The sequence below is a fragment of the Rhizobium sp. YS-1r genome (genome assembly GCF_000757525.1).
GTDB lineage: Bacteria > Pseudomonadota > Alphaproteobacteria > Rhizobiales > Rhizobiaceae > Neorhizobium > Neorhizobium petrolearium.
In genome coordinates, this window is the sequence record NZ_JPYQ01000001.1 from 583,744 (window position 1) to 596,294 (window position 12,551).

The 12,551-nt window shown below is 59.6% G+C and carries 10 protein-coding genes; 1 reads left to right on the forward strand and 9 read right to left on the reverse strand.

Annotated features, from left to right (window positions below):
- Positions 1 to 7: 7 nt before the first annotated feature.
- Positions 8 to 2,011 (reverse strand): cytochrome o ubiquinol oxidase subunit I, encoded by a 2,004-nt coding sequence (gene cyoB, locus JL39_RS02715; RefSeq protein ID WP_037145784.1) that lies wholly within the window; start codon positions 2,009 to 2,011, stop codon positions 8 to 10.
- 20 nt (positions 2,012 to 2,031) lie between these two features.
- Positions 2,032 to 3,255, reverse strand: a complete 1,224-nt coding sequence (cyoA, locus tag JL39_RS02720) for a ubiquinol oxidase subunit II (RefSeq protein ID WP_037145786.1) — start codon at positions 3,253 to 3,255, stop codon at positions 2,032 to 2,034.
- 314 nt (positions 3,256 to 3,569) lie between these two features.
- Here cyoA and JL39_RS02725 point away from each other — a divergent pair, with 314 nt between their 5' ends.
- Positions 3,570 to 4,913 carry an MFS transporter gene (locus tag JL39_RS02725; protein WP_037145788.1) on the forward strand — a complete coding sequence of 448 codons (1,344 nt, stop codon included), beginning with the start codon at positions 3,570 to 3,572 and terminating at the stop codon, positions 4,911 to 4,913.
- A 65-nt stretch (positions 4,914 to 4,978) separates the two neighbouring features.
- On the opposite strand, the gene JL39_RS02730 is transcribed toward JL39_RS02725, so the two are convergent.
- The 7 genes from JL39_RS02730 to JL39_RS02760 form a co-directional block, all read right to left on the reverse strand.
- The gene (locus JL39_RS02730) at positions 4,979 to 5,890 is read right to left on the reverse strand and encodes a dihydrodipicolinate synthase family protein (protein ID WP_037145790.1); all 912 of its coding nucleotides are present in this window, start codon (positions 5,888 to 5,890) and stop codon (positions 4,979 to 4,981) included.
- A 57-nt stretch (positions 5,891 to 5,947) separates the two neighbouring features.
- Positions 5,948 to 7,090, reverse strand: coding sequence for a Xaa-Pro peptidase family protein (locus JL39_RS02735; protein ID WP_037145792.1), 1,143 nt, complete (start codon positions 7,088 to 7,090; stop codon positions 5,948 to 5,950).
- A gap of 105 nt (positions 7,091 to 7,195) precedes the next feature.
- Positions 7,196 to 8,446 (reverse strand): FAD-binding oxidoreductase, encoded by a 1,251-nt coding sequence (locus JL39_RS02740; protein ID WP_037145795.1) that lies wholly within the window; start codon positions 8,444 to 8,446, stop codon positions 7,196 to 7,198.
- Positions 8,447 to 8,483: 37 nt separating this feature from the next.
- Positions 8,484 to 9,197 carry a GntR family transcriptional regulator gene (locus JL39_RS02745; protein ID WP_037145798.1) on the reverse strand — a complete coding sequence of 238 codons (714 nt, stop codon included), beginning with the start codon at positions 9,195 to 9,197 and terminating at the stop codon, positions 8,484 to 8,486.
- A 587-nt stretch (positions 9,198 to 9,784) separates the two neighbouring features.
- Positions 9,785 to 10,918, reverse strand: coding sequence for a hypothetical protein (locus JL39_RS02750; protein WP_037145800.1), 1,134 nt, complete (start codon positions 10,916 to 10,918; stop codon positions 9,785 to 9,787).
- Positions 10,919 to 11,321: 403 nt separating this feature from the next.
- The gene (locus JL39_RS02755; protein ID WP_152601010.1) at positions 11,322 to 11,858 is read right to left on the reverse strand and encodes a hypothetical protein; all 537 of its coding nucleotides are present in this window, start codon (positions 11,856 to 11,858) and stop codon (positions 11,322 to 11,324) included.
- Entirely contained in the window at positions 11,830 to 12,453 is a 624-nt protein-coding gene (locus JL39_RS02760) for a hypothetical protein (protein WP_037145804.1), read from the reverse strand. Before JL39_RS02760 ends, JL39_RS02755 begins: the two co-directional genes overlap by 29 nt.
- Positions 12,454 to 12,551: the final 98 nt, after the last annotated feature.

The following is a 12,551-nucleotide window of genomic DNA, read 5'->3' on the forward strand; positions in this document are numbered from 1 at the left end:
TGGCATGTCAGGTCCGTTCCGCGAGCAGTTTCGAGCGCGCGTTCTCCGTTGCGGCCACTGTTTCCGACGGGATGTAGAAATCCCGGTTGTAGTTGAAGGTATGGCCGATCGCGACGGCGAGCAGGGCGACGAAAGACGCGATCGCCAGCCACCACATGTACCAGATCATGCCGAAGGCGAGTGCGACGCTGATCGCGGCCAGGATGACGCCGGTGCCGGTGTTCTTCGGCATATGGATCGGCTTGAAGCCGGCAAGCGGACGCTCGTAGCCGCGGCTCTTCATGTCGTACCAGCTGTCGTGGTCGTGCACGACGGGGGTGAAGGCGAAATTGTAGTCCGGCGGCGGCGAGGAGGTCGACCATTCCAGCGTGCGACCATCCCAGGGATCGCCGGTCGTATCGCGCAGCTGGTCGCGCTTGATAAATGAAACGACGAGCTGGATGAGGAAGGATGCGATGCCGAGCGCGATCAGGAAGGCGCCGAAGGCAGCGATGACGAACCAGATCTGCAGCGACGGGTCCTCGAACTGGGACACACGGCGGGTGACGCCCATCAGGCCGAGTACATAGAGTGGCATGAAGGCGAAGAAGAAACCGATCTGCCAGAACCAGAAGCTCATCCTGCCCCAGAACGGATCAAGCTTGTACCCGAAGGCCTTGGGGAACCAGTAAGTCACGCCCGCCAGCACGCCGAACACCACACCGCCGATGATGACATTGTGGAAGTGAGCGATCAGGAAAAGCGAGTTGTGCAGCACGAAATCCGCGGGCGGGATGGCAAGCATGACGCCCGTCATGCCGCCGATGACGAAGGTCACCATGAAGCCGACCGTCCACAGCATCGGAACCTCATAGCGGATGCGGCCGCGATACATGGTGAAGAGCCAGTTGAACATCTTCGCACCGGTCGGGATCGAGATGATCATCGTGGTGATGCCGAAGAACGCGTTCACAGACGCGCCCGAACCCATGGTGAAGAAGTGGTGCAGCCAGACGATGTAGGAGAGGATCATGATCACGCAGGTTGCGTAGACCATCGAAGCATAACCGAAGAGGCGCTTGCCGCAGAAAGTGGCCACCACTTCGGAGAAGATGCCGAAGGCCGGCAGCACGAGGATGTAGACCTCCGGGTGGCCCCAGATCCAGATGAGGTTCACATACATCATCGGATTGCCGCCGAGGTCGTTGGTGAAGAAGTTTGTACCCGCATAGCGATCGAGCGTCAAAAGGGCGAGGGTGGCGGTCAGGATCGGGAAGGTCGCGACGATCAGCACGTTGGTGCAGAGCGAGGTCCAGGTGAAGACGGGCATCTTCATGAAGGTCATGCCGGGTGCCCGCATCTTGACGATCGTGGCGATCAGGTTGATGCCCGACAGCGTCGTGCCGACGCCCGCCACCTGCAGACCCCAGATATAATAGTCGACCCCGACGCCCGGACTGTAGTCGGCGCCGGAAAGCGGCGGGTAGGCGAGCCAGCCGGTTCTGGCAAATTCGCCGACGAAAAGCGACATCATGATGATGATCGCGCCGGCCGTGGTCATCCAGAACGAGAAGTTGTTGAGGAACGGGAAGGAGACGTCGCGCGCGCCGATCTGCAGCGGCACGACGAAGTTCATGAGCCCCGTCACGAAGGGCATGGCCATGAAGAAGATCATGATCACGCCATGCGCGGTGAAGATCTGGTCATAATGGTGCGGGTTGAGGTAGCCTTCATTGCCGCCGAAGGCGATCGCCTGCTGCAGGCGCATCATGATCGCGTCGGCGAAGCCGCGTAGCAGCATGATCAGCGCCAGCACCACGTACATGATGCCGATCTTCTTGTGGTCTACGCTGGTGAACCACTCTTTCCAGAGATAGCCCCAAAGCTTGTATCTGGTGATCAGCGCCAGGATGGCGATGCCGACGATCGCGACGACGAGGAAGGTCACGACGAGAATGGGTTCGTGATAGGGGATGGCTTCCAATGTAAGCCGCCCGAAGAGGAATTGCGTTAGCGTGGTGTTGCCGAACATGGGTTTCTACCAGATCTCTTTCAGGGCTTTGCCGGAGCGACGTTGTTGATCTGCGCCGGCGCGGCACTGCCCTGCGAGGTTCCGGGGGTGCTTCCGGGCGTATCGCCCTGCATGTTGTGCATGTCGTGGTTCATCGGCTGCCCCTGAGACCCGTTGTGCGACTGGGGTCGCTGAGGATTGTTCACGCCTTCCGCCGGTTCGGGGCTGCGGGCCGGGTTGCCGGTGGCAGGGAAGGTAGCTGCGGGAGCCGGCGTGCCGTGGGCGGCTTCACCTGCATGGCGGCTGTCGTATTCCAGCCGGTTGCGGTTCTCATGGCTTTCCGCGCCGCCGCCGCCCATCATGTCGATATGCATCATCTCGCTCATGCACATCTTGCCCGGCGTGGCGCACATGTTGAGTACGGCGTTGTAAAGTCCGTCCTCGACGCTGGCATAATAACGGACCGGCTCTTTTGCGCTCGGCTTTTCAAGCTTCAGATAGGTGTCGCGATTGAGTGCTGTGCCCTGGCCCTTCACCCGCGCGACCCATGCGTCGAAGCCGGCCTGCTGCAGGCCATGGAACTTGAAGCGCATGTGGGAGAAGCCGTCGCCGCTATAGTTCGCCGAAAGACCATCATATTCGCCCTCCTTGTTGATGACGGCGTGCAGCTTGGTCTCCATGCCCGGCATGGCGTAGATCATGCCGGCCAGCGCGGGCACGTAGAAGGAGTTCATGACCGACGATGCGGTGATCTTGAAGTTGATCGGCACGTCAACGGGAGCGGCCATCTCGTTGACGGTCGCGATGCCGTAGTCGGGATAGAAGAACAGCCACTTCCAGTCGAGCGCCACGACTTCCACCCTCAGCGGCCTGACTTCAGCGGGGATGGCCCTTTCGGCATCGATGCGATCCAGCGGCCGATAGGGATCGAGCTTGTGGGTGCTGATCCAGGTCACGGCGCCGAGTGCGATGATGATGGCAAGCGGTGCCGACCAGATGATGACCTCCAGCCGTGTCGAATGATGCCAATCGGGGTCGTATTTCGCGGCAGTGTTTGAACTGCGATAACGCCACGCGAAAAACAGCGTCAAGCAGAGGACGGGCACGATGATCAGAAGCATCAGCACCGTCGAGACGACGATCAGATCCGCTTGCTGCGCGGCGATATCGCCCGATGGAGACATGACGACCAGGTTGCATCCGGTCAGCGCCAAGGCAGGCAGGAGAGCGAACAACCGTCCGGTGAACTTCAACAGAGTGGGCATCTCGGGCTCGAAATTTGCGTTTTGTCTAGTGTGGACTAATCGCGGCGATGCCCCTGCTGGAATGAGGTCGTTCGTCGCAGTGCAGCAATCTGTCGCGGTGCAGCAAGATTTTTTGTCGATCGTTTTGGTCAAAGCTTGTCGCCGTTGGAGTAGCATATGCCAATCGCTGTTCGCGGAAATCTAGGACAGAACCCCTGGCCCGCCAGAGTCTCGTGCCACTACAATCGGCGTTTTTTGAAGAGGTTCCTTGAACTCGGCCGGCATTTGATCAACATTTCAAAGCTGAGGCGGATTATCGCCAGGAGGAAGGCTTTATGAGCACGGTCGTCAATCCCACATCGTCAGGTATGGAGCGGGATGCTCGCCGCATTCATGACGACAAGCCGATTTCGCCCGGCAGCATCGCCATCGGTGTGATCATCGGTCGCATGTCCGAGTTCTTCGATTTCTTCGTCTACGGCCTCGGCTCCGTGCTGGTTTTCCCCAAGCTGATCTTCCCGTTCGCCCCTAATCCGGTGGCGGCCACCCTCATGTCCTTCGCGATCTTCCCGCTCGCCTTCATGGCGAGGCCGGTGGGCTCGTTCGTCTTCATGTGGATCGACCGCAATTACGGGCGTGGCACCAAATTGACGGTCGCCCTGGTTATCCTGGGCGGATCGACGGCCTCGATCGCTTTCCTGCCAGGTTACGACACGATCGGCCTGTGGTCGGTGGCGCTGCTGGCGCTTTTCCGCCTGGGGCAAGGGTTTGCGCTCGGCGGAGCCTGGGACGGGCTGGCTTCGCTGCTCAATCTCAACGCGCCGCCCAACCGCCGGGGCTGGTATGCGATGATCCCGCAGCTCGGTGCGCCTTTCGGTTTTGCGCTGGCGAGCATCCTGTTCGGCTATTTCGTCGCCAATCTTTCCGAAGAGGATTTTCTCTCCTGGGGCTGGCGCTATCCGTTCTTCGTCGCGTTCGCGATCAATGTCGTGGCGCTCTTCGCCCGCCTGCGTATCGTCGCCAGCAAGGAGTTCGGAGCGGCTATGGAGGCGCGTGAACTGGAGCCCCGGCCAGTCTTCGAAATGCTGAGCAAGCACGCCCATGACGTTGTGCTCGGCGCCTTCGCGCCGCTTGCGAGCTTTGCCATGTTCCATCTGGTAACGATCTTCCCGTTGAGCTGGGTAACGCTCACAGGCGGGCAGTCGGCCGCGGAATTCCTTTGGGTGCAGGTTGCGGGCGCGGCTGTCGGCGTTATCGGGATCGTATTGTCCGGCGTCATCGCCGACCGTATCGGCCGTCGCAACCAGTTGATGATCGGCGCAGTTATCATCGCCATCTTCAGCTTTTCCGCGCCGTTCCTGCTGGATGCCGGCGGGACGGGGCAGGATGCGTTCATCATCATCGGTTTTGGTATTCTGGGCCTCTCGTTCGGCCAGGCCTCGGGGGCCGTCTCCTCCCGTTTCGGGCAATATTACCGCTATACCGGCGCTGCTTTGACATCCGATCTCGCCTGGCTTGTCGGCGCAGGCTTCGCGCCATTGGTGGCGCTGGGGCTCGCCAGCAGTTTCGGTATCATCTTCATCGGCGGATATCTGATGTCCGGGGCGATCTGCACGATCATCGCGCTCAGCCTTAGCCGGGTGCTGGACCAGAGTAATGAGCCGGGCGGGCAGCGGTAACCTGACATGAAAATGCCGGACACAAGGCCCGGCATTGAAAGTTGACCGTGAAAAGGAGGGCTGCCCTACGCAGCCTTTCTGCTCAACGTCGGACGTGTCGCAGCCGCCTTCTCGACCATGGCGGTGACTTCTGCCCGGCGCGCGCCGGAAAGCGGCATGCGTGGCATGCGCACGCGCTCGGAGCCGCGGCCCATGATCTGCTCGGCGAGCTTGATCGACTGGACGAGGTCGTGTTCCGCGTCGAGATGCAGAAGCGGCATAAACCAGCGATAGATGCTACGGGCCTCTTCCCAGTCGCCCCGCTCAGCAGCGGCAACCAACGCGACGGATTCCCGCGGGAAGGCGCTGGTGAGGCCGGAGACCCAGCCCTTGGCACCGAGCAGCAGCCCTTCGAGCGCCACGTCGTCAAGGCCGGCGAAAATATCGAACCGGTCGCCGAAGACGTTGATCAGGTCTGTGAAGCGGCGCGGATCCGGTGCGCTTTCCTTGACCGCCTTGATGTTCGGCACGTCTTCGAGCTGGCGCAGCACGTCGACGCCGATATTGACGCGATAGGCCGGCGGATTGTTGTAGAGCATGATCGGCAGCGAGGTCGCTTCGGCAACCGCCTTGAAATGGGCGACGAGCTCTTCGGGCTTCGGCACGTAGACCATCGCCGGAAGCACCATCAGGCCGTCGGCACCAAGCTTTTCGGCATCTTTCGCATAAGCCACCGCGCGGCGGGTGTCGAACTCGGAAACGCCGGTGACGACCGGCACCCGACCGTTCACCACTTCGACAGCGGCTTTCAGGATCGTGCGCTTTTCTTCCGGGTCGAGCGAATTGTTCTCGCCGCAGGTCCCCATGACGATGAGGCCGTTGACGCCATCATTGACGAGCGCATCCTGCACGCCCTGCGTAGCCTTGAGGTCAACGGAGAAATCTTCATTGAATTGTGTCGTCACTGCGGGAAAGACGCCGGTCCAGCCTGTGGTCATTGGAAGAACTCCTGTGGTTGATGGATCGTACCATGCGCGTGTCCCTGTCGGGGCTTGTCACGCGAACGGCTCCGTCGGGCTTTTTGCGGGTTGGGTGAACCATTCAGGCCCGGTTTCGGTCATATGGATATGGTCTTCGAGACGGATGCCGAACCGGCCGGGGAAAACGATCATCGGCTCGTTCGAGAAGCACATGCCGGGTTCCAGAGCAGTTGCATTGCCCCGGACGAGATAGGGTTCCTCGTGGATTTCGAGGCCCAATCCGTGCCCTGCGCGATGCGGGAGGCCCGGCAGCATATAATCCGGACCTAGCCCGTGTCTCGCGAGCACCCGCCGGGCTGCGTCGTCGAGGCTGCCGCAGGTTGCGCCGAGGCGGGCGGCGTCGAATACGGCCTGTTCCGCCTCGCGTTCGACCGCCCAGGCGTCCGCGAATTCCTTGGTAGGCTCTTCCAGCATATAGGTGCGGGTGAGGTCGGAGTGGTAGCCGTCCAGCCGGCAGCCGGTATCGACCAGCACGACATCACCCGGTGCATAGACTTGGTCGCCATCGGCGCCGTGCGGCAACGAGGTCGCCAGCCCGAACGAGACGATGCAGAAGGACGAGCCGCCTTCGGCGCCAAGCGCGCGGTGCTGCTCGTCGATATAGCGAACAACTTCGGAAGCCTTGACGCCCGGCTTGATGAGGGCATGTGCGCGGCGGTGGACCTCCAGTGTCAGGCCCATCGCATGTTCGATCAGAGCAATCTCGGCCTTCGACTTGCGAAGCCTCAAATCGCGGATGAGCCGGCCGCCATCGACAAGACGGTCAGGGCCGAAGATCGCGGCGAGCTGATGGTAGACGAAGAGCGGCAGGGCATCATCGAGCGCGAGCTTTCCTCCCGCCGGCATCAGCGAGGCAACCAGCGCCGCGCTCGACTCATCCTCCTGCCAAGTGACGATTTCGCCCGGAAGCCGGGGTAGGGTTTCGACGCGGCTCCGCTCGAAGCCGGGCGCGATGTAATAAACGTCTTTCGGCGTCACCAGCGCGCCGAGCAGGCGCTCGCTTGGATGCCATTCGAGGCCTGTGAAATAGCGCAGGCTTTCCGTCGAACCAAGCAGCAGTCCTTCGAGACCTTTTTCCGCAAGCGTGGTCTGCAGCCGCTGAAGGCGCTGTCGTCGCTCGTCATCGGTGATCTTCGGGACGGGATGAGACCAGGACATAGCCGGTTCCTTTTCAATATTGGAAGGTTCTATACAGGTTTGTATTTAGTTTGTCGACAAGGCATTTAGGCACATTTTTCCGGCGCCTGCGAATGCTCTTAAGGATTAACGAAAACGGCCGATCCGGAACGGCTCGATGGGAAGGGCGGGCTGGCGGCGAGCGGCAAGATCGGCGACCAGACGTCCGGTTGCTGCCGATTGGGTCAGGCCGAGATGCCCGTGGCCGAAGGCGTAGATGACCGCTGATGTGGCACTCGAAGGGCTAATGACAGGCAGGCAGTCCGGCATGGAGGGACGAAAACCCATCCATTGGCGGCCACCCTCGGTCTTTAATGCGGGCAGGAAAGCTTTCGCTTTCTTCAGCATGGCTTCCGACCTCTTGTAGTTGGGCGGCAGATTGAGCCCTCCGAGCTCGACCGCGCCGCCGACGCGGATGCCGGAAGAAAGCGGCGTCACCACGAACCCGTGGTCGTTGAAATAGAGCTGGCGCTGCAGCGGGAAGGCACCGGGGGGTAATGTCGTGTTGTAGCCGCGCTCGGTTTCGAGCGGCGCATAATCGCCGAGACTTGCGGCGACGGACTTCGACCACGCACCACCGGCAAGCACGACGGTCTTTGCTTCGAAGGCCGCGCCATCCGAAAGCGCTACGCGGGCACCCGATGCCGTCGGTTCGATGCGCGTGACCTCGCCGATCCTGAGCGAGGCGCCGCAAGAGATGGCGTGGTCGACAAGTGCTTTCGTGAAATCGTAAGGATCGCAAACCTGCAGGCCATCCGGGGTGAAGATGCCATGCCGGAACTGCGGCGCCAGTCCTGGCTGCAGGGTTTCAATTTCGCTGCGGCCCACCCGGTTGAACTCGAAGCCGGCATTGCGTTTCGCCTCCCAATCGGTCGAGGCTGCAAAGAGGCTTTCTTCGCTGTCGTAGAGGTCGAGTGTCCCGGTCCGGCTCACCATCTTCTCGAGGCCGGTGCGCCCGATGACCCGAAGCATCTCACTGCGTGCCAGCGGCATCATTTTCGCGTTCACCTCGACCGTTCGATTGAAAGCAGCGCGAGCGCCGGCGCGCCAGAAGCGCCACAGCCACGGCACCATGGCGAGCGCATAGGAGGGCGGAAGGCTGAGGGGACCGAGCGGATCGAGCAACCATTTCGGCGCCTTCCATATCGTGCCGGGCGCGGCGATCGGGATGATTTCCGGAAAGGCAAGAATGCCGGCATTGCCGCTGCTTGCGCCTCTCGATACCTCTCCGCGTTCGATCATCATCACCGAACGGCCATCCTGCTGCAGGTAATGCGCCGCCATCGCGCCAATGATACCCGAGCCGATCACGACGGCATCGACCGAAGGGTTGTTCATGGTATCTATCCTGTGTGACGAATTCGGAAGGTATGGGTCAGCTGGCCGAGAGATCGATCGGATGGCCGAGATCGCGGGCGACATAGTCCTGGATCTGTTTGACGATCTGGGCGGCATGCCTCATGGCGAGCTGGTCGGCACGCTCTGGATCGCGGGCCTCGATCGCAGCGATCATCTCTTCGTGCTCATCGACATATTGGCGGGGTAGGCGGTCATCGAAGGTGCGGTAGTAGAGCCTCAGGATGCGTCGTCCTTCATCGAGAAGCCGCGTAAACAAAGCGGTGTAATAGGGATTGCCGGCAAGTTCGGCGATTGCCACATGGAATTCGCGGTTAGCTTCGATCATCGCGAAGGCATCGCGGGCGACCACGGCCGCGGCAAATTCCTCCTGACGCCTGCGGATATCGCCCATCGCCTCCGATGTCGCGTGCAATGCTGCGCCGCGAGTGGTTACGCGGTACATCAGCGTCAGCGCGTCGAAATAGGTGGGTAGCGCCGCGAAATCGATAGGCGCGACAATCGTATTGCGATTGGGCAGCGTCGTGACGAGGCCCTCGCCGGAAAGTCTCAGCAGCGCCTCACGGATCGGTGTGCGCGACATGCCAAAACGGTCCGACAGCCGGACCTCGTCAAGCGGGCTGCCCGGCGTCAGCGTCATGGCGAGAATCTCACGGCGGAGTACGGTATAGACGCTCTGGGTGCCGGAGCCGCGGACGCGGGTAACACCGTTTTTTGCCGTTTCTTTCGTCACTATCAATCACCGTCCTATGTAACGTCAGCGATGCTGCGGCGACAATTGCACACATTGTGTCGACAGAAAATCCCTATATGCCAAGAAGACTCGATTTCTGGACCTTAGGTACGGTCTTTGGTTCCATAATATGTATTACGCGATCTTGCGGGAACAAAGCAAGAATTTTGCAAACTCCTTAGAACGATATTCCAACAACAAAGCGTTTTAAGGCAAACCGCCTATTGTTCGAATAACGCGCCAACAAATTCATGCTCTGATTTGTTTTCGTTTTGCAAGTGGTTATGGAACGTCTACCCCGTTTTTTTGGCCTTACGTCCTACGGCCACACCACGGGACAAACGCCCGTGACCCGCCATTACCGCGATTGTGTTTCGGCCTTTCTTTACACGTTGGTCCGTCGCGCACCTTATCTGGTGACCTCAAGTTTTCGGGCTCCTTAACGTGTTGTTTGGCCTTGTCCCGGCTCATAGAGCCGTAATCGCTGACGCGGACCTGATTCGGCCGCGATGGCGTTTTACTGATGGCCTCTCTTGCGGCGCTATGGGCGTCATTGAGCCGCCTGATGCTGTCGCGCCGCGCTTCTTTCAAACCTTCATTGACCGCATCCATACGCGCCTGCCGGACGCGGGCTGCTGTTTCGCTAGGCTGTATCGACCTAGCAACGTCACTGAGGTTGACATCCAGAAGACGCACCGATCGGACAGAGTTTCGACCCACTGCAATGGGGTCAATCTTGGAGGTGGAGACCCCCCTCCCCTCTCGATGCGACGAAATTTTTCTGGAATTACGCTTCGACATGGCTTCGCTCCTTCTTGTTTAACGATGTCGGCAGATGGCACGCGCACATAGCGGCCAGCGCCGAGATATTCATAATCCCCGCTATCCTTCCGGAGTTTGCGGTCCTCGTATTCATCGAGAAAATCGCTATGCGGGTAATGCCCGCCTACCTGCTCTTTCCATTTATCGATGAAGGCTTGGCAGAAGATTTCGTACACTTTCCCCGACAACATGAAGTTGACCGGCTTGCCGTCCTGGCGGACAGCATCAAACGGAAAGGTATAGAACGGGTCCTGAGGACTAATCCGCTCATCCACGAACTTCTGCGCTCGCTTCACAAAAAATGCCGTCCCCAAGGGCGGCCTTTTCGACATCGCGAGCTTTGATTGAGCATGCGGGTCATCAACATCTTTGTTGATGTACTTGCATGCATACGCGATTGAACCCTTTTCGTTTCGCGGCCTAACCGCCGACCACTGGCTAAAGCCGTGGACCCAACAGGGTTCATTAAATCGCTCATCCCACACGATGGGCACCTCAACAGGAACCTCCCTTTGGGTCCTGTGCCATGAGTTGCCGCCGTAATCCGTCATCGACGTGGGGACGCGTTCTTGCCAGAACACTATGCCGTGCCAATGCGCCCTACCCTTCGCAGAACCATGTTCGCCGGTCATAAGATACCGGCAGGGATAGCCGCGATTTCGCAATTGCTTGAAATATTTCTGCACGTCTGAGTAAGTCAGGATCGCCGCCCTTGCATGGCTCTCGTTACCGTCCTCATCGCGACCATAGGTCAGCGTTATGAAGGACGTGGCGACACTGGTCTTACTTTCGGCAATGCACCGCCCGACCCATTTATCAATTCGGTTCTGGCTGCATTGCCAGCATTTTCGACATGCGACCAAGCTACCATCGCGCAGTTTATTTGGGCTTTCGCACATATTCGCCTCGTTTCTTGATCGCAGTCAGTAAATGCACATTTGTACAAGGGAGAACACACACGCCCGCGCGTACATATACGTGAGGTATAGTACGCGCGTGCTTTTAGGAGCGGCCAATCTATTCTGATTGGCTGTTCCTTTTGCTTTTGAGGCGGGAGTTGACGTTTCGGAAGCCGAACCGTCGCCGGTTAATCGCCCACAGAGGGCGAGGAAACGCCGCAGGGTGCGGGGGGCGGCGCTACGCCCCCCTTTGGTTCGCTATTCGCTCCACGGTCCCGGAGCGGCCGTTTCCGCCCCGATCTGGCAGAGGCTTTCCCGAAGTAATGCAGAAAGGTCATGAAGACCCATGCACCGAGGAAGCCGCCGCACAACGCGGGAAGGGCTTGAGCAAACATAGGGTTCATCAAGCCCCCTCCCCTGCCCTCTTGCGCCAGTCCGAAAGCTCAAAATGAGCCGGATCGTACAGGCGCTTGAAGGTGCCGCCCCACGTCACGTCAATCTGCATCGATTGCGCGACGTTATAGCCGAGGTGGCCGATGACTTCCCATGCGTGGGGAATGGACGGCTTGTCCATCCACCCCAAGGTGCCGTGGACGATGTCCACGGCCCACGCCTTATGCGGCCACGGCTGCACAGCCGGATTGACCTTCGAGACGCCCCGCGCGAACGCGGAGGCCTGTTCATCGAAGGTTCGCACAATGCAATGTGCGAACAGAGGTATCCCGAGCTTGGCAGCAGACTGGACGACCTTACCAGCGAACTCGCAAATGAGGGGGTCCGCTCCTACAGTGTAGGCCCTCACCTGCTGTTCCTGATACCTGGCTGTCTTGAGGAAGCCGGAATTGCGCATGGCCTCGATTGCCATTGGAAAGGCTTGCGCCGGATCAGCGTTGCGGTAGTCCATGGCGGTCTTAGGATTGCCCGCCAGTTCCGCTTTCATCTCCGACAGGCGCTCCCGTATCGCCTGAAGGTGACGAGGCAGGCACCTGCCCTGCAGCATCGCCTGATACGCTTGGCGTTCCGACAGTTGCAGCAGGCGCAGACGGAGTGACATTCTTCTTCATTGCCTCCATCATGGCGAAAAATTCGGCCCTATCGGCCTCCATTTGCTGCTGCAAAATCATCTGATTGTGACGGGCTTGGCGCTCGATTTCGAGGATACGCGGATCGCGTTCCTCACGTTCCCACAGACGAGCGAAGCTCTCCGGAGAGACGCTTTCGACGTTGAACGCCGTGTTGTCGGCAGTATCAAGCCAGATAGTGCCGCCCTTCACGCGAAGCGCGAACGCCCCGCGATAGTAAAATTCGATCTGATCAAGACCGGCTTCAACATGCGTCAGAAACCGCAGTTCCCCGACCTCACCCGTTTCCGGGTCAGCGTCCAGCCGTTCAAGGAAGAGATTGACGGGATTTTCAGCAAGAACCCGCATCTTGATCAGCCGGGATTGATCGTCATTCCCGGCAGGATGCGAGAATGTCGCATCCTCAGTTTCAGAAAGACGCACAAACGCGTCGAGCATTCCAATTTTCTGCATCGCACTTTTTCCTTTTGAAGGGTGCGACGCATTCGGTCGCTACCCGTTAATTATTCCGCCGACAAAGCCGACGATGAACAAAAGTCCTGCCAACCCGA

Coding starts and splice junctions, on each gene's coding strand:
- JL39_RS02750 (WP_037145800.1), bottom strand. CDS start 10,918: ATGTGCGAAAGCCCAAATAAACTGCGCGATGGTAGCTTGGTCGCATGT.
- JL39_RS02725 (WP_037145788.1), top strand. CDS start 3,570: ATGAGCACGGTCGTCAATCCCACATCGTCAGGTATGGAGCGGGATGCT.
- JL39_RS02735 (WP_037145792.1), bottom strand. CDS start 7,090: ATGTCCTGGTCTCATCCCGTCCCGAAGATCACCGATGACGAGCGACGA.
- cyoA (WP_037145786.1), bottom strand. CDS start 3,255: ATGCCCACTCTGTTGAAGTTCACCGGACGGTTGTTCGCTCTCCTGCCT.
- JL39_RS02740 (WP_037145795.1), bottom strand. CDS start 8,446: ATGAACAACCCTTCGGTCGATGCCGTCGTGATCGGCTCGGGTATCATT.
- cyoB (WP_037145784.1), bottom strand. CDS start 2,011: ATGTTCGGCAACACCACGCTAACGCAATTCCTCTTCGGGCGGCTTACA.
- JL39_RS02730 (WP_037145790.1), bottom strand. CDS start 5,890: ATGACCACAGGCTGGACCGGCGTCTTTCCCGCAGTGACGACACAATTC.
- JL39_RS02760 (WP_037145804.1), bottom strand. CDS start 12,453: ATGCAGAAAATTGGAATGCTCGACGCGTTTGTGCGTCTTTCTGAAACT.
- JL39_RS02755 (WP_152601010.1), bottom strand. CDS start 11,858: ATGAAAGCGGAACTGGCGGGCAATCCTAAGACCGCCATGGACTACCGC.